Genomic DNA, 18,911 nt, shown 5'->3' on the forward strand with positions numbered 1-18,911 from the left:
CGCAAATTCCCCACTTGGCCCCTGACGCCTCACCCGCGCCGTTCGACGGAAGCCAGCTCAACGATCCAACCGTCGCCTGTCCGGCTTTGGTGGAGCTGCGGCTGAATATTCCAATATTTAGTAGCTTCGGTCAATTCAGACTCTACATCTTGACCCTTTAGAAATAACGCCTTTGCACCTTGGCGCATCAGCGGCTCCGCAAAGCCGATGAGTTGATGTAGCGGAGCCAGCGCACGCGCGGTGACGCAATCGACCGGGCCGGTGATTCTATCCACATTATCCCCGATCTCAGCGAGATGTACGACTCCCGGGGATGTAGTTATGCGGATGGCTTCGCGCAGGAAGGCCGCTTTCTTGGCGATTCGTTCGACCAGGTGGACGCTGGCCCCGGCCGTCCCCGCCATGGCGCAGGCCAGGACTACGCCAGGGAAGCCGCCGCCACTGCCGAGATCAGCCCAGCGTATGGCCGATGGGGCGAGTGCGACGAGCTGAAGCGAATCGGCGATGTGCCGGGTCCAGAGATGCGGCAACGTCGAGGGCGCGACGAGATTGGTCTTGGCCTGCCACTCCCGCAGCAGTGCGATGTAGCGATCGAGCCGGGCTTCGGTTTCATGTGAAACAGGTGCGAGCTTGAGCGCCGCAAACTTGTCGGCTGCAATGATGGCATCCAAAGATCGATCGTTGGCACTGGCCTTGTCGATCTTCGGTCTGGTCGGCGCCGGTTCGGAGCGAACACCGGCACCCTCCCCCGCCGAAGGTTTTGCTGATGACGATCTGCCGCCGTCCGGCCCGCGCTGTTTCACGTGAAACCTATGCGATTGCTTTGGAAGTCTTCCGCGCTTCGCGGCGGAGATAGGCCGCAAGGATACCCAGCGCGGCCGGCGTCATGCCGTCGATTCGACCGGCCTGGCCGACGGTGAACGGACGTGCCTTCTCCAGCTTGGCCCGGACCTCATTGGAGAGACCGGGGACCTGCTGGTAATCGACGTCCGACAACGCCATCCCCTCGTCCCGCCTGAAGGCCTCAACGTCGGCGCTCTGGCGCTCCAGATAGACATCGTACTTCGCGTCGATCTCGAGATGGGTGGCGATGACGGGATCAATGGCAGCGAGCTCCGGCCAGATCGCACGGACCTGGCTCCAGCCGATGTCGGGATAGGCCATCAGCTCGAAGGCCGACCGCCGCTGGCCGTCCCGGTTCAGGGTGAGACCCTGCTTGATGGCCTCGTTCGGGGTGATCGTGAGCGACTTCGACAGCGATCGAGCCGCATTCAGGGCGACCATCTTGGCGCGATGATGCTGGGTGCGGGCGCTGCCAACGCATCCCAGGGCGATGCCCTTCTCGGTCAAACGCTGATCGGCATTGTCTGCCCGCAATGTCAGCCGGTACTCGGCCCTGGAGGTGAACATCCGATAGGGCTCGCTGATGCCACGGGTGACGAGGTCGTCGATCATCACGCCGAGATAGCCATCCGCCCGGTCGAACACCGTCAGCGCGGCGCCGCTCGCAGCCAATGCCGCGTTCAGCCCTGCCACGATGCCTTGGCCGGCAGCTTCCTCGTATCCGGTGGTGCCGTTGATCTGCCCGGCCAGAAACAAGCCGCGCAGACGCTTGGTCTGGAGGGTCGGATCGAGCTCACGGGGATCGACGTGGTCGTATTCGATGGCATAGCCCGGCCGGACCATCTTCACTCGCTCCAGGCCGGGAATGGTTGCGAGGATGGCGAGCTGAACGTCCTCCGGCAGCGAGGTCGAGATGCCGTTGGGATAGACAGTGCTGTCGTCGAGCCCTTCCGGCTCCAGAAAGATCTGGTGACCGTCGCGATCGCCGAAGCGAACGATTTTGTCCTCGATGGAGGGGCAATAGCGCGGTCCGGAGCTCTTGATCTGGCCGGAGTACATCGGAGAGCGATGGACATTGGCCCTGATCACGTCGTGGGTCGCAGGCGTGGTCCGGGTGATCCCGCACTGGATCTGCGGCGTCGTGATCCGCTCGGTCATCACCGAAAACGGCTCCGGAGGCTCGTCCCCCGGCTGCATTTCGACCGCCGACCAGTCGATCGTCGTGCCGTCCAGACGCGGCGGAGTCCCTGTCTTGAGCCGTCCAAGAGTGAAGCCGGCACGCTCGAAAGAGGTCGAAAGGCCCATTGCCGGCGCCTCGCCGACCCTGCCGGCCGGCCAGTTCTTCTCTCCAAGATGGATCAGACCGCGGAGGAAGGTGCCGGTGGTGACGACGACAGCCCCTGCCCGAAGTTCGCGGCCATCTGCCAGCCGCAGGCCGATCACCCGTCCCTCGACCACGATCAGCTCGTCGGCTTCGCCTTCGACGACGGAAAGACCGTCGGTCTCCCGGATCGCCGCCTGCATCGCGGCAGCATAGAGCTTCCGGTCGGCCTGGGCGCGCGGACCGCGCACCGCCGGGCCCTTACGACGATTGAGGACGCGGAACTGGATGCCGCCGGCGTCGCCGACCCGGCCCATCAGACCATCGAGCGCGTCAACCTCGCGAACCAGATGGCCCTTGCCCAGACCGCCAATGGCGGGATTGCAGGACATCGCGCCGACCGTGGAGAATCGGTGCGTCACCAGAGCGGTCGCTGCACCCACCCGAGCGGCCGCGGCCGCGGCCTCACAGCCGGCGTGGCCGCCGCCAATCACGATGACGTCGAAGCTCTCTCGCTCTGTTCGCATGGCGGACTTCTAACTCAGAGGCGGGGAAGCCGGAAGTGGAAACTGGAGGGGGCGGTTGTTTCACGTGAAACGGGGCAAGGCGAAGCCCAAGTATTTTCCGCGAAAACAACCCCATGCACAGTAGAATGGCCCATGGAAAGATTACGGTTTTCAGTGAGAGAAAACGGGGCTCTCGAAGGATAAGGGCATCGACCGGGGGTCGTAATGCCCAGATACAGGCCGGTCTCCGAAGCGATGGCAGCGGCATACCCCTATCAGCGCGAGAGGATTGATCCGGATCTCTCCGCTCACCCGCTCCTTAGCTGCTACGTTTCAGGCCGGAGAAATTGGGTGATGGAGACGTTTCACGTGAAACATCTAGGAACCGCGCCCGCCTTGTTTCACGTGAAACGAAAGAAGTGGAACAAAGGCTAGTTCTACAATGAAGAACTAGCGCTACTTTCCAACACAGAATTTCTGGAAAATGGCCCCTAGGACGTCCTCGACATCCACCCGACCCAGCAGCCGGCCCAAGGCATAGGCGGCAGCCCGCAGCTCCTCGGCGGCAAGCTCCTCGCCGTGTTCTACAAGCTCCAGACTCCGACGCAAGCTGTCCGATGCCCGGCGCAGCAGATCCCGCTGCCGGGCCCGGGTCACCAACGCCCCCTCGGTCGTTCCGAAAAACTCGGCGGCGAATTTCACGAGCGCATCGACCAGTTCGGGAATGCCGTCGCCCCGGCTCGCTGCGATTCCGAACTCACCCCGGGGCCCCACGTCCCCGACCCCGCCGAGATCGATCTTGTTGCGCACGATCCAGACCGAGCCGCCGGAACGACTGCCTGCGTTGCCGGACTTGACCAGCGACGGTATCGCGGCCGGATCGACAGCGCGCCCCGCCTCCACCAGCCACAACACGAGGTCGGCATCTTCGGCTCGGGCTCGCGCCCTGCGTACACCCTCCTGCTCGACTGGATCGTCGGTCTCGCGAATGCCGGCGGTGTCGATCACCGTGACGGGATAGCCGTCGAGATCGAGCTGCACCTCAATCACATCGCGTGTCGTGCCGGCATGCGGCGAGACGATTGCGACGTCGCGGCGCGCGAGCTGGTTGATCAGCGTCGATTTGCCGACATTCGGCTCGCCCGCGATCGCTACTATCAGGCCGTCGCGCAAGCGTTCAGCCTGTCCCTGTGCCGCAAGGACTTCTGCTATTTCGTTATGCAGCGCACTGATCGCCTTGACCGCAGGCGCCATCAACTCGGCGGGCACATCGCCCTCATCGGAGAAATCGATGCCGGCCTCGATCAAGGCCGAAGCCTCGATGATGCGCTCGCGCCAGTCGCGCGCGCGATCGCCGAGGAGACCCTGCAACTGCCGCAACGCCTGGCGGCGCTGGCGGTCGGTGTCGGCGTGAATGAGATCGTCGAGGCCCTCCGCCTCGGTCAGGTCGAGCTTGCCGTTCTCGAAGGCGCGCCGCGTGAATTCGCCGGGCTCGGCGGCGCGCATATTCGGAATTATGGAAATTGCGGCGAAGAGTGCGGCCAGCACCGCGCGGCCGCCATGGACATGAAATTCGGCGACGTCCTCGCCGGTCGCGCTGGCGGGCCCCGGAAACCACAGCACCACCGAATCGTCGATCGGCTGGCCCGCGCCGTCATGAAGGAGTCGGCGACTGGCCTGCCTCGGCGCCGGCAGCTTGCCTGCCAGCGTCGTCAGCACCAGGCTGGCGCCTGGCCCGGAGACGCGCACCACCGCGAGCGCGCTCGGCGGACGGCCGGACGACAGCGCAAAGATGGTCTGGTCTCGCGGATGCATGGCCTATTTGTCCGGCTGAAAGGGAAAAGGCAAACATTCGTTTCGGCTGACAAATCGCGCGATTATGCTGCACCGATTCCCGCAGCAAAACCTATAGTGCGATGCAATAAACTCGCGAGCGTCTGCTGCAAAAAGCACTTCCAACGGAATGAGCGGCGTCCCTCGGCCCATATATTCATAAATAATATCAAAGGCTTATACGGCCCCTACTCCAGACGACAAACGCCGCGCCATGCTGCAGCTGCGCGGCAGCAAAGCCGCGCAAAGAAATGGGCGCCCGAAGGCGCCCTTTGATCATGCTGCACTGCAATCAGGTGTTCATCGAGTCGAAGAACTCGGAATTGCTCTTGGTCGAGCGCAGTTTGTCGAGCAGGAAGTCGATTCCATCCATCGTTCCCATCGGATTCAGGATGCGGCGGAGCACGTACATTTTCTTCAGGACTACCGGATCGGTGATCAGCTCTTCCTTGCGGGTGCCGGAGCGCGAAATGTCGATTGCCGGGAAGGTCCGCTTGTCCGAAACCTTGCGATCGAGGATCAGCTCGGAGTTACCGGTGCCCTTGAACTCTTCGAAGATGACTTCGTCCATGCGGCTGCCGGTATCGACCAGCGCCGTCGCGATGATCGTCAGCGAGCCGCCCTCTTCGATGTTGCGGGCGGCGCCGAAGAACCGCTTCGGCCGCTGCAGCGCGTTGGCATCGACACCGCCGGTCAGCACCTTGCCCGATGACGGAACCACGGTGTTGTAGGCGCGGCCGAGGCGCGTGATGGAGTCGAGCAGGATCACGACGTCGCGGCCATGCTCGACCAGCCGCTTGGCCTTCTCGATCACCATTTCGGCGACCTGGACGTGGCGCACCGCCGGCTCGTCGAAGGTCGAGGAGACCACCTCGCCCTTCACCGAGCGCTGCATGTCCGTGACTTCTTCCGGACGTTCGTCGATCAGGAGCACGATCAGATAGCACTCGGGATGATTATGCGCGATCGAGTGCGCGATGTTCTGCATCAGCACGGTTTTGCCCGTGCGAGGCGGCGCGACGATCAGAGCGCGCTGGCCCTTGCCGATCGGCGCGACGATGTCGATCACCCTTGCAGACAGGTCTTTCCGCGTCGGATCGTCGATTTCCATGCGGAAGCGCTGATTCGGAAACAGCGGCGTGAGGTTGTCGAAATTGACCTTGTGCTTGGCCTTTTCCGGGTCCTCGAAATTGAGCGTGTTGACCTTCAGCAGTGCGAAATAGCGCTCGCCCTCCTTCGGGCTGCGGATGTGGCCTTCGATGGTGTCGCCGGTGCGCAGGCCAAAACGGCGGATCTGCGAGGGCGAAACGTAGATATCGTCCGGGCCCGGCAGGTAATTCGCATCGGGCGAGCGGAGGAAGCCGAAGCCATCGGAGAGAACCTCGACGACGCCTTCGCCGACGATGTCGGTCTCGGCGAGCGCAAGCTGCTTGAGGATGGCGAACAGCAGCTCCTGCTTGCGCATGGTGCTGGCATTCTCGACCCCGTTCTCTTCCGCGAACGAGACGAGCTCGGCCGGCGTCTTCGACTTGAGGTCCTGAAGTTTGATTTCCCGCATTGGGGTGGTCCTGTGGGGTAACCTGGGAGGGGGGTGCGAGGAGGCTCTGAAATGCGGACGCGAAAAGGTAAGGTCCGCAGGTCTGGCAAGGAGAGCGCCGGTGAGGCTTCAAACCTGATGGGGTGTCCGGCCTCTGGAAAGCTCAGACACGACCACATCCGCCTGCGTTGGGTGGGATATTGCTAATATAGAAAATCGCCTCTCACTCCGCAAGCAGAAGCACTGAGCGATTGTTCGCGACCCCTGCCTAGAACGGCTTCACGATCACCATGATGACGATCAGAATCATCAAGGCAGTAGGTACCTCATTGATAATCCGATAGAATTTCTGGCTCCGGGGGCGCCGGTCCGCCGCGAAATCCTTCAACCAGCGTGAAAAAAAGCCGTGGACCGCCGACATCGCCAGGACCAGTGCCAGTTTTACGTGCAGCCAGCCGAAAGTGAACCAGTGTCCAGCCCAGGCGAGATAGAGCCCAGCGAGCCAGGTCACAATCATGGCGGGGTTGATGATCGCCTTGAACAGCCGCCGTTCCATGATCTTGAACGTCTCCGACTGCTTCGAACCGATTTCGGCCTCGCAATGATAAACGAACAGTCGGGGCAAATAGAGCATGCCCGCCATCCAGGAGATGACGGCGATTACATGCAACGCCTTGATCCAGAGATAGACGTCTTCAAACATGTCTGGGGTCCGGATTGCCGCCCAGCCGAAGGGAACGCTGGGGATAGTAAGAACTCGTTAAGGTCTTACCTGCACACATATCCGTCCGTAGCGCCCTTCTCCAATAAGAATCTTAGATTCTTAAGGTTTGAGTCTATGTGACGGTGAATTGGACTCACACATTTCCGTCCGCCCGTTCACACGCGCTTGTTCACATCCATCAACATATCCTCTGATAGCTCTGGCCGCTTTCGATAAGCCGGTCAGCTTCAAAGGCTTGCGCGTTTCTGTCGGCAGCTTATCAAGAGGGTTATCGGCACAATCCCGTTTCCCTTTCGGCAGGCCGCCGAACTTGTTCTCAAGGGCAGTGGTGTGAAGAAAATTGGCACTTGTCCCGCCCTCGGTGTCGCACATCCCTTTCCGAGCGGTTAAGGTCCACAGAAATCCACAAACCAAACCGGTTTCATACAAAGGGCTTTTGTGCCGACCTCGAGCAATTATTTCCATCTGCACCTCGTGTCCGACTCCACCGGTGAGACGCTGATCACGGTCGCGCGAGCCGTTGCCGCCCAATACGCCAACGTGACACCGGTCGAGCACGTCTATCCGCTGGTGCGCAGCCAGAAACAGCTCGATCGCGTGCTCGACGAGATCGAGGAAGCACCGGGAATCGTGCTGTTCACGCTGCTCGAGAAGGATCTGGTTTCCAGGCTCGAGGACAAGTGCAAGGGGATCAATGTTCCGAGCCTGTCGATCATTGGGCCGGTGATGCAGTTGTTCGAGGCGTATCTCGGAGCCGCCACGACCGGCCGGGTCGGTGCCCAGCACGTGCTCAATGCCGAATACTTCAAGCGCATCGACGCGTTGAACTACACGATGATCCATGATGACGGCCAGCATGTCGAAGGGCTGGACGATGCGGATGTGGTGCTCGTCGGTGTCTCCCGCACCTCCAAGACCCCGACCTCGATCTACCTTGCCAACCGTGGCATCCGCACCGCCAACGTGCCGCTGGTTCCAGGCATTCCGGTGCCGTCGCAACTGGAAACGTTGACGCGACCGCTGGTGGTGAGCTTGCATGCGACGCCGGAACGCTTGATCCAGGTGCGCACGAACCGCCTGCTCTCCATGGGCGCCGATTCCAGCAGCGACACCTATACCGACAAGCAGTCGGTTGCCGAGGAGGTCGCATTTGCCCGCAAGCTGAGCGCCAAGCACGATTGGCCACTGCTCGATGTCACGCGGCGCTCGATCGAGGAAACCGCCGCGGCGATCATGAAACTCTATAGTGATCGCCAGCGTAACCGGCCTTCTGAGTAGTTTTGGGAATGGTTTCGCAATGGGTCTGTGGCTCGGAAAATCCTCGTTGATCCTGGCCTCGCAGAGCAGCGCGCGAAAGATGCTGCTGGCCAATGCCGGGCTCGAGTTCAAGGCGATCACGGCTGATATCGACGAGCGCGGTATCCAGGCCGCCTCCGGACTTTCGAACCCGCGCGAGATCGCCCTGCTGCTGGCGCGCGAAAAGGCCAAGGCGGTTTCGGGCCATCACGCTGGAAGCACCGTCATCGGTGCGGATCAAACGCTGGCGCTTGGCGATCGCCTCTTCAACAAGCCCGCGGGCCGCGCCGAGGCGCTGGCGCAACTGCGCGATCTCTCCGGACATAGCCATGAGCTGAATTCCGCCGTGGCGATCGCACGCGATGGCGAGATCATCTTCGAGGACGTCTCGGTCGCCCGCCTCACCATGCGGCAGATGACCGACGCCGAGCTTTCGGCCTATCTCGACACCGCCGGCGATGCCGTCACCACCAGCGTCGGCGGTTATCAGCTCGAAAGTCTGGGTATCCATTTGTTCGAGCGTATCGAGGGTGACCACTTCACCATCCTCGGCTTGCCGTTGCTGCCGCTGCTTGCATTCCTGCGGCGCGAGCGGCTAGTTGCGGTGTGAATGGCAGAGATGGCTGGGCGCTGATGCGAATCCTGGGACTGACCGGCTCGATCGGGATGGGCAAATCCACCACCGCGAAATTATTCGCGGAGGCCGGCGTCCCTGTCTACGATGCCGATGCCGCCGTCCATCAGCTCTATGAGGGCGAGGCTGCGCCCGCGATCGAGGCCGCCTTCCCCGGCACCACTGCCAACGGCAAGGTTGATCGGCCAAAACTCTCGGCGCGTGTGGTGCACGATGCTGCCGCCATCAAGCAGCTCGAGCAGATCGTCCATCCGATGCTCGGTGCTTCCCGGAAAAAATTCTTCGCCGACGCCGAAGCCGCCAACACGCCGGTCGTGGTGCTGGACATTCCGCTGCTGTTCGAGACGGGCGGCCAGACGCGGGTCGATGCCGTGGTCGTCGTGACGACGTCTCCGGAACTGCAGCGCGAGCGGGTGCTGGCGCGCGGCACGATGGACGAGGCCAAGCTCGACGCCATCATCGCCAAGCAGACCCCCGACGCGGAAAAGCGCAAGCGTGCTGATTTCGTGGTGGATACGTCGCATGGACTCGAGCCGGTGCGCGCCCAAATCGCGCACATCCTGGCCGAGGTCGTTAAGATGCCGCAGCGGCGCGCCTGATTCGCCGCCTGACACGGCTTCTTGGATCATGCGCGAAATCGTTCTCGACACCGAAACCACCGGCCTCGATCCGCTGCGGGGAGACCGCCTGGTCGAAATCGGCTGCGTCGAGATGCTCAATCGCATGCCGACGGGACAGAGTTTCCACGTCTACATCAATCCCGAAAGGGACATGCCGGCGGAAGCCTTTGCGGTGCACGGGCTGTCGGCCGAGTTTCTGGCGACGAAGCAGCTGTTTCACGAGGTCGTCGACGATTTTCTGGAGTTCATCGGCGACGCGCCGCTGGTGATCCACAATGCCTCGTTCGATATCAGCTTCATCAATGCCGAGCTCGACCGGATCAAGCGCCCGGGAATCCCGCGTGAGCGGCTGGTCGATACGCTGCTGCTGGCACGGCGCAAGCATCCCGGCGTCTCGAACCGGCTCGACGATCTCTGCTCGCGCTATGCGATCGACAATTCACGCCGCACCAAGCACGGCGCATTGCTCGACGCCGAGTTGCTTGCGGAAGTCTATGTGGATCTGGTCGGGGCGCGGCAATCGCAGCTGCTGCTGGCTTCGGAATCCGAGGAAACTCGTGCCAATGGAGCTGCCGATGCGCCGCGGCGGCAGCGGCCGGCGCCGCTCACGCCGCGGATTTCAGACGCCGAGCGCGAGGCCCACCGGGCCTTCATCGCAACGCTCGGCGACAAGGCGATCTGGAACGAGTTCTTGCCCGCTCCAGCCGCCCCTTCGGCTGGTTAAGCCTGGCCGCTCGGCTGAGCGGCCATTTGCCGCTCCATGTTCTGACGATAGAGCCCGACGAAGTCGACCGGGTCGAGCATCAAAGGCGGGAACCCGCCGTCGCGCACGGCAGTGGCGATGATCTCACGGGCGAACGGGAACAGCAGGCGCGGGCATTCGATCATGACCAGCGGATGCAAATTGTCCTTCGGCACGTTGGAGATGCGGAACACGCCGGCATAAGCGAGCTCGAACGAGAACATGATCTTGCCGGCGGTCTCGGCTTTGCCCTCGACCGACAGCGTTACCTCGAACTCCTGTTCGCTGAGGTTGTTGGCGCTGACATTGATCTGGATGTTGATCTGGGGCGGCTGGCTCTGCTGCTGGAGCGAGCTGGGCGCATTCGGATTTTCGAACGAGAGGTCCTTGGTATATTGCGCCAGGACGTTGAGCTGGGGAGCCTGGGCCGCCTCGGGAGGGGTGCCGTTACCGTTGGTCATAGAGTGTCTCCTTACCCGATTGGGGCTGAATTTCGCGGCGGTTGGCTAACATAGGGCTACCTCGTTCCACAAGGACGAACGGTCCCGGATGGGGAATTCCGGTCATGACCACAACTGTGGCGTTCACCCCGCCGATCCAGCGCAACTGCGTCTTAAACGATTGAAGATGCGCGATTTCCGGGCAGGATCGGGTTTCCCCTTAAGCATAAAACGCGCTACACTCGGTGCTGTGCCAAAAGGCGCCATTGGCCGGGCAAGATTTCGTGCCTACATCCCACGGACCTGACGCGCGGACCCAAAATGGTGATGTAGACTTGCCGTTCCGGTATGGAACGGTCTACTGGCCGGATCGATTTTCCCGGCACGACCCCTTCGAGACGGCCCCTTCTACAGACGACCAGAAAGCGAATACGACGTGGACATCTACACCATCATCTTCCTGGCGCTGGCGGTCTTCATTTTTCTGAGGCTGCGCAGCGTGCTGGGGCAGCGCACCGGTAATGAGCGACCGCCGTTCGACCGCAACGCGCTCCAGGGTGCCCAGGACAAGAACGTCGTCACCATGCCGGGCAAGGTTATCGACCAGGCCCCCTTGGCGCCGACGGCCGAGCCGGCCCCGCCCTCCGACCGCTGGAAGGGCCTGACCGAGCCGGGCACCGTGCTCGCCCAGGGTCTCGACGCCATCGTCGAAAAGGATTCCACCTTCGATCCGCGCCATTTCATCTCCGGCGCCCGCGGCGCCTATGAGATGATTGTGCTGGCATTTGCTAATGGCGACCGCCGCGCGCTGCGCGACCTGCTGTCGTCGGAGGTCTATGAAAGCTTCGACGCCGCGATCAAGGAGCGCGAGAAGCACGAGCAGAAGACCGAGACGCGCTTTGTCTCGATCGACAAGGCCGAGCTCGTCGGCGCCGAGCTGCGCGACCGCACCGCCCAGCTCACGATCCGCTTCGTCTCGCAGATGATCTCGGCCACGCGAGACAAGGCCGGCAACATCGTCGATGGCAGCGCCGACACGGTCGCCGACATCACCGACATCTGGACTTTCGCCCGCGACATCACCTCTCGCGATCCGAACTGGAAGCTGGTTGGCACCGGAAGCGCGAATTAAGGCTTTCCTGAAGACCAGCGCGACGGCGCTTTGCGCAGGTGCCGTCGCGCTGTCGTCGTTTTCACTCGGCGCCGAGGCGGCCCGGCGCCACTATCGCAGCCATCACCATCATCTCCCGGAATTGCCGGCCGCGCCGCCGCGCGCCTTGCCATATCCGCAGCTTCCTCTGCCGTTTGAGATTCCCGGCGCGCAATATCTGCCGCTGGCCTGGGCCGATGTGAAGGGCTGGGGCGACGACAATCATCTCGCGGCCTACAAGACCTTTCGCGCAAGCTGCCGTCCGATCAGCGCGCAGACCGGTGCTCCTGAACCCAAGGCTTTAGGCGCCTCGCTGGGCGAACCCTGCCGGGTCGCCAAGTCGCTCGAGCTTACCGACGACGCCAGGGCCAAAACTTTCTTCGAGGAAAATTTTGCGCCGCTGCGGATCTCTCGCCTTGGCGAGCCCGACGGTTTCGTGACCGGCTATTACGAGCCGGTGCTGGAGGGATCGCGCACGCAGACCGAGGTCTACAACGTCCCGGTCTACCGCCGCCCCTCCAACCTGTTCGTGCGCGGCTACAAGCAGGATTCAATCAGCCTGCCCAACAAGGGCCCGGTCTATCGCAAGATCGGCCGCCGCAAGCTCGTGCCCTATTACGACCGCGCCGAGATCGAGGACGGCAAGATCGCCGGCCGCGGGCTCGAGATTGCCTGGCTGAAGGACCCGACCGATCTGCTGTTCGCCCAGATCCAGGGCTCGGCGCGGATCAAGTTCGACGATGGCGGCTCGGTCCGGCTCAACTACGACGCCTATAACGGTTATCCCTATACGGCGGTCGGTCGCATCCTGATCGAGCGCGGCATCATTCCGAAGGAAGAGATGTCGATGCAGAAGATCAGGGAGTGGATGGCGCAGACCCCGGACGGCGCCAAGGAGCTGCGGCGCCAGAACCGCTCCTACATCTTCTTCCGCGAGGTCAATCTGTCCGACAAGGAGGAGGCGGTCGGTGCGCAGGGCATTCCGCTGACGGCCGGCCGCTCGATCGCGGTCGATAAATCGCTTCACGTCTACGGCACGCCGTTTTTCATCGAAGGCGAGCTGCCGATCGATTCCGAACGCGCGAAGACGCCGTTCCATCGCTTGATGATCGCGCAGGATACCGGCTCGGCCATCATCGGGCCCGCGCGCGCCGATCTCTATTTCGGCGCGGGTCAGGAGGCCGGCCGCGTCTCCGGGCGGCTGCGCCATGCCATGCATTTCGTGATGTTGGTGCCGAAGGGCCTCGATCCCACGGCGCGTGCCGCGCGGCTGCCGGTGCCAGACCCGCGGCCTTCGGAGAGAATTGCAAAACTGTTTCCGCAAACCGATCCTGCGAAGGACAAGCCGGCGGCAGCCGTGGCGCAAAGCAAGAGCGAGACGGTCGCTGTCGCCAACCCGATCCCGCTGCCGGCGCCGCGACCGGTGCTAGAGCCCGTTCGCGAGCCGCGGCGGCCGGTGAAAAATCGTTCCCATCGGCAGCAATGAAGCGATCGTCCCGTCCGCCCGTGCTGGAGCCTCGTCCCTCGCCGCGCCGTCGCGCGCTGAGCGAAGAAGAGCGCGCGCTGTGGGATACGATCGCAAAGCAGGTCAAGCCGCTGAGGAAGCATCGTGTCGCCAAGGCACAGGCCGCGCCGCGCACCGAGCCTTCTCCTGCAGCGCCCGCCACGCGGCTTGCGCCGTCGCCACGTCCGATTGCCGCTGCGCCGCCACCGCGTGCGTCGAAGCCGGCGGTGCCACCCCTGGCGCCGCTCGGCAAACGTGAGCGCACAAAGCTGTCGCGCGGGCGCAGCGAGATCGAGGCGCGGCTCGATCTGCACGGCATGACCCAGATGCGCGCCCATCGCGCACTGACCGGATTCCTGCACCGCGCCCATCATGACGGCCTGACCTTCGTGCTCGTCATCACCGGCAAGGGCCGAAGCGGCGGCGAAAGCGGCGTGCTGCGTCGTCAAGTGCCGGAATGGCTGAGCCTGCCGGAATTCCGCGCCTTTGTCGTGGGGTTCGAGGAGGCCGGTATCGGCAATGGCGGCGAGGGCGCGCTTTACGTGCGGATCAGGCGGGCGAGATATTAACCGCGGGCTCGCTGCAACCTCTCCCGCAAGTGGGAGAGGGAGCCAATCTTCTAAAACGGCCGCACGATTCCGACGCGCGGGATCAAGGCGACGATCAGGCCAAAGATATTTGTCTTCTGATCTTCCGCCGGAATCAGCGGCGTCTCGCGAGCGGCGGGCAGCATCTTCACCGCGTGCAGGATCAGGAACATGCAGACCGCCCAGTTCGAGATCCAGCGCGAATAGTCGAATACCATCGCGAACATCACGAGACAGGCGATGCTGATGCCGGCAAGCGCCGCGACCACGAGACGGCGATGCGTGTCGTTGGCGAGCGCGCCGATCAAATTGGCAAAATAGCGCCACAGCGGTGTGTGCAGCCAGATCAGCAGGGCGAACACGGGCACGCCGAGGATGTTGTGCGGCAGGCGGCCCCAGGTGTCGGAGATCTCCTTTGCCAGCGGCTGATACCAGATGTAGGCGAACTGCAGCAGGTCGGTTCGCGACGGATCGGCCATCCGGCTCTTCAGATAGGCAACGAAATCCGCCTCCGGGATCGGCATCGTTCCCCAAAATTGCGCGGCGAAGAACAGGGTGGAGACGGCCAGCAAGGCGATGATGCCGAACGCGACATTGGTGCGCTCGCAGCCGTGCGTCAGATAGTGCCTGATCACGACGATGGTGATGATGGTCGGCACATACATCAGGAGATGGATGTGGTGGATCAGGACGAGAGCGATCGAGAACAGCGCAGCCAGCGCCACGAACAGCAGCGATCCCGCCGGCACCAGCAGCAGGATGATCGCCAGCGCGCAGCCATAGATGTCGAAATGGCCGAGCGTGTGCATGAAATTCTTGAGGAAGAACGGCGAGCCCGCGATGAAGACGAACAGCGGCAATGTCTTCGTCGTGAAGCCGAACGTCGTCTGGAAGAGTCTTGCGTATAGCCCCAGCGTCACCAGCCATGTCGCGCCGCCGAGCGCGAACACCAGCCATACCGGCACCTTGTCGGTGAACAGCGCGACGATCGCTCCGATCAGCGCGCGCTTGATGAAGCCGAAATGATAGTCGACGAGGAGGTGGATGTAGGGGACGTAAGGCGGCAGCTGGATCTTGTGGACGAAGACGCCGACGATGACTGCCGCGTTGACCGCGAGCAGGAGACGCCAGGGGTTTTGCAGGATGCGTGCGGTCACGCCGCATCCATAGCGCGGCCGCCCGGATTTACAAAATGAACCGGCTCAGATCCGCGTTCTTGGCGAGGTCGCCGACGTGCTTCTGCACGAAATCGGCATCGACCCTGACGGTCTCGCCGCTGCGGTCGGGGGCCGTGAAGGAGATCTCGTCCAGCACCCGCTCCATCACGGTCTGCAGCCGCCGCGCGCCGATGTTCTCGACGGTGGAATTCACGGCCACCGCGACGTCGGCGAGCGCGTCGATGGCGTTGTCGGTGATGTCGAGCGTGACGCCCTCGGTCTGCATCAACGCGACATATTGCTTGATCAGCGAGGCCTCGGGCTCGGTCAGGATGCGGCGCATGTCATCGCGGGTCAGCGCCTGCAGCTCGACGCGGATCGGCAGGCGGCCCTGCAGTTCCGGCAAAAGGTCGGACGGTTTTGCGACGTGGAAGGCGCCTGAGGCAATGAACAGGATGTGGTCGGTCTTCACCGCGCCGTGCTTGGTCGAGACGGTGGTGCCCTCGATCAGCGGCAGCAGGTCGCGCTGCACGCCCTCGCGCGAGACGTCGCCGCCGGCGCGGCCTTCGCGGGCGCAGATCTTGTCGATCTCGTCCAGGAAGACGATGCCGTTGTTCTCGACCGCGCTGATCGCCTCCAGCGTCAACTGATCGCTGTCGAGCAGCTTGTCGGATTCCTCGTTGATGAGGATCTCGTGCGAGCTCTCCACCGTCAGTCGCCGCGTCTTGCTGCGGCCGCCGAGCTTGCCGAAGATGTCGCCGATCGAAACCGCGCCCATCTGCGCGCCGGGCATGCCCGGGATCTCGAACATCGGAAAGCCGCTGCCGCCGCCTTGCGTCTCGATCTCGATTTCCTTGTCGTTGAGCTCGCCCGCGCGCAGCTTCTTGCGGAACGAATCCCGCGTCGCCGCGCTGGAATTGGCACCGACCAGGGCGTCGAGCACGCGCTCCTCGGCGGCGAGCTGCGCACGTGCCTGCACGTCCTTGCGCTTGCGCTCGCGGACCTGGGCGATCGCGACCTCGACGAGATCGCGCACGATCTGCTCGACGTCGCGGCCGACATAGCCGACCTCGGTGAATTTCGTCGCCTCGACCTTCAGGAACGGCGCGTTGGCAAGCTTGGCGAGCCGCCGCGCGATCTCGGTCTTGCCGACGCCGGTCGGGCCGATCATCAGGATGTTCTTCGGCAGCACTTCTTCGCGCAAGGAGCCTTCGAGCTGCTGCCGCCGCCAGCGGTTGCGCAGCGCGATCGAGACGGCGCGCTTGGCATCGGCCTGGCCGACGATGAAACGGTCGAGTTCGGAAACGATTTCGCGGGGAGAAAAGTCTGTCATGGGACCTTAGCTAGGATCAGATGCGGGGCGGGACAAGCCGCTTTTTTGCCGTCAGATGATCGGCGGACCCGATTGCCATTGTTTCACGGCCTCGACCGGATGGATCAGCATCAGGATATTGAGCGTCAGATTGTCGCGAATATGGAGCGCCAGCATGATTTCGAAGGCGAGCCCGAGCAGGACTGTCACTGGAACAGGCAGAAGGCGCGCGGCGAGGAAGCCCAGCATCATGGACAGATTGTCAGAGACCGAATTGACGATGCTGTCGCCGAAGTAATCCAGTGAGATCGTGCCTGCGCGGTAGCGTTCGATGATGAAAGGCGAGTTCTCGACGATCTCCCAGGCACCTTCGATCAGCATGGCGATGATCAGCCGCGCGGGCCAGGACAGAGACACGAATGGCAGCCGCGCGAACAGCAGCCAGGTCAGTCCATAGAACAGGAAGCCGTGCAGGATGTGCGAGAAGGTGTACCAGTCGGCGATGTGCTGTGAATTCTCCGAGCTGTTCACCACGCCATGCCATAGCTTGACATAGCCGCAGGTGCAGATCGGCACCCGGCCCATCGCCAGCAGGATCGAGGCCTGCATCGCCAGCAGCAGCAGCGCGATGCCGACCCAGGCGAGCGGTGGAAACGCGGCCCTGCTCCCGCGCACACTTGTCAGCGTCATGCCTCGCGCACCATCAGCAGCGCCGCTCCGTCGGGTGTCTCGACCATGCGTTCCCGGACAAAGCCGGCCTTCTCATAGGCGCGCACGGCGCGCGCGTTGAGCGGATCGGGATCAGTGACGATGCGCGGCAGGCCCTGCCGCAACTGCGCGTCGGCGAATTGGCGGATGAATACCGAACCGTGCCCGCGCCCGATCATGTCGCTTTCGCCGATGAATTGATCGATGCCACGCGTGCCCTCCGGTTGCGGCCCAAGACCCGTATTCCAGGCGGTCAGGCGGTAGCATTGAAGATAGCCGAACGGCTTGTCGTCGGCCAACACGATGAACTGGTCCATTGCCGGCTCACCAAGATCGCCGCTCACGAGCGCGAACTGCTCGTCCGGATCGCCCCACCATTCCCGCACATGTGCTTCGCCCAGCCACCGCCGGATCAGCGGCAGGTCGGCCGCGGTCATCGGGCGGAAGGTGTAGGCGGGGGCCATCTAGCGGCCAAGGCGGTGGTGCACTCCCTCTCCCGCCTGCGGGAGAGGGTTGGGGAGAGGGTGCGTCCGCAATGGGACAACCCCCAAGAGGACAGAACCCTCACCCGCGCCTTCGGCGCGACCTCTCCCGCAAGCGGGAGAGGTTACAGCCAGTCCGGAGGTCCGCTGTCCAGCCACAAGCCCTACCCGGCCGCCAGCGCTTCGACGGTGACATTGCGGTTGGTGTAGACGCAGATGTCGGCGGCGATGTCGAGGGAGCGGCGGACGATGGTCTCGGCGTCCTTGTCGGTGTCGAGCAGGGCGCGGGCGGCCGCCAGCGCGTAATTCCCGCCGGAGCCGATCGCCATGACGCCGGCTTCGGGCTCCAGCACGTCGCCTGTGCCTGTCAGCACCAGGGAGACGTCCTTGTCGGCGACGATCATCATGGCCTCCAGCCGTCGCAAATAACGGTCGGTGCGCCAGTCCTTGGCGAGCTCGACGGCGGCCCGGGTCAATTGCCCCGGATATTGCTCGAGCTTGGCTTCCAAACGCTCGAACAGCGTGAAGGCGTCGGCCGTGGCGCCGGCAAAGCCGCCGATGACGTCGCCCTTGCCGAGTTTCCGGACCTTCCTGGCGTTGTGCTTGATCACGGTCTGACCGATCGAGACCTGGCCGTCGCCGCCGACCACCACCGTGCCGCCCTTCCGGACCGTCAAAATCGTGGTGCCGTGCCAGACCGGCGAGCTGTTTGGGGAGTCCTGCATGAATGATCCTCGTTGTCCGGGCTGATTTAGGCGGTCGGGAGCGGGGGCACAACGGGCCGCTCCGGGACCAATTTCGCTCACCATAGGCAGAAGTAGAGGCCCGGCCAGCCGTTCCCGCAGTAGCGAAGGCGTCATTTGGCTGTTAAAAGACCGGCGTTTTCGGCCCCGAACGAGGATGAAAGCCAGTTTTGATGCGCACCGCGACGATCAAGCGCAAGACCAAGGAAACCGACATCGAGGTCACCGTGAACCTCGATGGCTCCGGCGTGTCCAATATCGCGACCGGCATCGGCTTTTTCGACCATATGCTCGATCTCCTCGCCCGCCATTCCCGCATCGACCTCACGGTCAAGGCGGTTGGCGATTTGCACATTGATCATCACCATACCACCGAAGACACCGGCATCGCGCTCGGCCAGGCCGTCAAGCAGGCGCTCGGCAACATGGCGGGCATCACCCGCTATGCCGGCGTGCACATGCCCATGGACGAGACGCTGTCGCGCGTGGTCATCGACATCTCGGGCCGCCCGGTCCTGGTGTTCAAGGTCGACTTCCCACGCGACAAGATCGGCGAGTTCGACACCGAGCTGGTGCGCGAGTGGTTCCAGGCCTTTGCCATGAACGCCGGCGTGACTCTTCACGTCGAGACCCTATATGGCGATAACAGCCACCATATCGCCGAGTCCTGCTTCAAGGGTCTGGCGCGGGCGCTGCGCACCGCGGTCGCGATCGATCCCAAGGCTGTGGGCGAAATCCCGTCCACCAAGGGCTCGCTCGGCAGCTGACGTCT

At 63.1% G+C, this 18,911-nt stretch carries 19 protein-coding genes; 8 read left to right on the forward strand and 11 right to left on the reverse strand.

Annotated features, from left to right (window positions below; translation table 11 throughout):
* Nucleotides 1–29: 29 nt before the first annotated feature.
* The 5 genes from rsmG to hemJ all read right to left on the reverse strand — a co-directional run bounded on the left by rsmG (nt 30) and on the right by hemJ (nt 6,743).
* Complete coding sequence (gene rsmG / locus AC0L2F_RS14880) at nt 30–803, reverse strand: 16S rRNA (guanine(527)-N(7))-methyltransferase RsmG (protein WP_473248860.1); 774 nt, start codon at nt 801–803, stop codon at nt 30–32.
* A gap of 7 nt (nt 804–810) precedes the next feature.
* Complete coding sequence (gene mnmG / locus AC0L2F_RS14885; RefSeq protein WP_473248861.1) at nt 811–2,691, reverse strand: tRNA uridine-5-carboxymethylaminomethyl(34) synthesis enzyme MnmG; 1,881 nt, start codon at nt 2,689–2,691, stop codon at nt 811–813.
* A 435-nt stretch (nt 2,692–3,126) separates the two neighbouring features.
* A complete protein-coding gene (gene mnmE / locus AC0L2F_RS14890) occupies nt 3,127–4,485 on the reverse strand; it encodes a tRNA uridine-5-carboxymethylaminomethyl(34) synthesis GTPase MnmE (protein WP_473248862.1) in 1,359 nt (452 codons plus the stop codon).
* Between the two features lie 310 nt (nt 4,486–4,795).
* Complete coding sequence (rho, locus tag AC0L2F_RS14895; protein ID WP_007598612.1) at nt 4,796–6,061, reverse strand: transcription termination factor Rho; 1,266 nt, start codon at nt 6,059–6,061, stop codon at nt 4,796–4,798.
* Nucleotides 6,062–6,308: 247 nt separating this feature from the next.
* A complete protein-coding gene (hemJ, locus tag AC0L2F_RS14900) occupies nt 6,309–6,743 on the reverse strand; it encodes a protoporphyrinogen oxidase HemJ (RefSeq protein ID WP_007604072.1) in 435 nt (144 codons plus the stop codon).
* Between the two features lie 459 nt (nt 6,744–7,202).
* On the opposite strand from hemJ, the gene AC0L2F_RS14905 reads away from it, so the two are divergent.
* From AC0L2F_RS14905 to dnaQ, 4 genes are read left to right on the forward strand one after another with little or no spacing between them, the layout of a single operon-like run.
* Complete coding sequence (locus tag AC0L2F_RS14905; RefSeq protein ID WP_007604071.1) at nt 7,203–8,042, forward strand: pyruvate, water dikinase regulatory protein; 840 nt, start codon at nt 7,203–7,205, stop codon at nt 8,040–8,042.
* A 19-nt stretch (nt 8,043–8,061) separates the two neighbouring features.
* Nucleotides 8,062–8,670 carry a Maf family protein gene (locus AC0L2F_RS14910; protein ID WP_473248863.1) on the forward strand — a complete coding sequence of 203 codons (609 nt, stop codon included), beginning with the start codon at nt 8,062–8,064 and terminating at the stop codon, nt 8,668–8,670.
* A 23-nt stretch (nt 8,671–8,693) separates the two neighbouring features.
* On the forward strand, nt 8,694–9,293 hold the full coding sequence (gene coaE, locus AC0L2F_RS14915) for a dephospho-CoA kinase (RefSeq protein WP_007604069.1): 600 nt from the start codon (nt 8,694–8,696) through the stop codon (nt 9,291–9,293).
* A 28-nt stretch (nt 9,294–9,321) separates the two neighbouring features.
* Entirely contained in the window at nt 9,322–10,038 is a 717-nt protein-coding gene (gene dnaQ / locus AC0L2F_RS14920; RefSeq protein ID WP_007604068.1) for a DNA polymerase III subunit epsilon, read from the forward strand.
* Here the strand turns inward: dnaQ and secB are convergent.
* A complete protein-coding gene (secB, locus tag AC0L2F_RS14925; RefSeq protein WP_007598595.1) occupies nt 10,035–10,517 on the reverse strand; it encodes a protein-export chaperone SecB in 483 nt (160 codons plus the stop codon). The genes dnaQ and secB overlap by 4 nt on opposite strands.
* A gap of 415 nt (nt 10,518–10,932) precedes the next feature.
* Between secB and AC0L2F_RS14930 the strand changes: the two genes are divergently transcribed.
* The 3 genes from AC0L2F_RS14930 to AC0L2F_RS14940 are packed head-to-tail and all read left to right on the forward strand — an operon-like array spanning nt 10,933 to nt 13,719.
* Nucleotides 10,933–11,628, forward strand: coding sequence for a Tim44/TimA family putative adaptor protein (locus tag AC0L2F_RS14930; protein WP_473248864.1), 696 nt, complete (start codon nt 10,933–10,935; stop codon nt 11,626–11,628).
* Nucleotides 11,606–13,132 carry a murein transglycosylase A gene (gene mltA / locus AC0L2F_RS14935; protein ID WP_473248865.1) on the forward strand — a complete coding sequence of 509 codons (1,527 nt, stop codon included), beginning with the start codon at nt 11,606–11,608 and terminating at the stop codon, nt 13,130–13,132. Before AC0L2F_RS14930 ends, mltA begins: the two co-directional genes overlap by 23 nt.
* A complete protein-coding gene (locus tag AC0L2F_RS14940) occupies nt 13,129–13,719 on the forward strand; it encodes a Smr/MutS family protein (RefSeq protein ID WP_473248866.1) in 591 nt (196 codons plus the stop codon). The genes mltA and AC0L2F_RS14940 overlap by 4 nt, the downstream gene beginning before the upstream one ends.
* Before the next feature lie 50 nt (nt 13,720–13,769).
* Here AC0L2F_RS14940 and AC0L2F_RS14945 read toward each other — a convergent pair whose 3' ends face one another.
* From AC0L2F_RS14945 to hslV, 5 genes are all read right to left on the reverse strand, one after another.
* Nucleotides 13,770–14,894 carry a hypothetical protein gene (locus AC0L2F_RS14945; RefSeq protein WP_473248867.1) on the reverse strand — a complete coding sequence of 375 codons (1,125 nt, stop codon included), beginning with the start codon at nt 14,892–14,894 and terminating at the stop codon, nt 13,770–13,772.
* Nucleotides 14,895–14,922: 28 nt separating this feature from the next.
* Nucleotides 14,923–16,227, reverse strand: coding sequence for an ATP-dependent protease ATPase subunit HslU (hslU, locus tag AC0L2F_RS14950; protein ID WP_027566241.1), 1,305 nt, complete (start codon nt 16,225–16,227; stop codon nt 14,923–14,925).
* 51 nt (nt 16,228–16,278) lie between these two features.
* On the reverse strand, nt 16,279–16,896 hold the full coding sequence (locus tag AC0L2F_RS14955; protein ID WP_473248868.1) for a DUF2585 domain-containing protein: 618 nt from the start codon (nt 16,894–16,896) through the stop codon (nt 16,279–16,281).
* Complete coding sequence (locus tag AC0L2F_RS14960) at nt 16,893–17,378, reverse strand: GNAT family N-acetyltransferase (protein WP_473248869.1); 486 nt, start codon at nt 17,376–17,378, stop codon at nt 16,893–16,895. The genes AC0L2F_RS14955 and AC0L2F_RS14960 overlap by 4 nt, the downstream gene beginning before the upstream one ends.
* Before the next feature lie 182 nt (nt 17,379–17,560).
* Nucleotides 17,561–18,121, reverse strand: a complete 561-nt coding sequence (gene hslV / locus AC0L2F_RS14965) for an ATP-dependent protease subunit HslV (RefSeq protein ID WP_007604060.1) — start codon at nt 18,119–18,121, stop codon at nt 17,561–17,563.
* Nucleotides 18,122–18,312: 191 nt separating this feature from the next.
* Between hslV and hisB the strand changes: the two genes are divergently transcribed.
* The gene (hisB, locus tag AC0L2F_RS14970) at nt 18,313–18,906 is read left to right on the forward strand and encodes an imidazoleglycerol-phosphate dehydratase HisB (protein ID WP_473248870.1); all 594 of its coding nucleotides are present in this window, start codon (nt 18,313–18,315) and stop codon (nt 18,904–18,906) included.
* Nucleotides 18,907–18,911 lie beyond the last annotated feature (5 nt).

It is taken from the genome of Bradyrhizobium sp. Ken64, assembly GCF_055807555.1.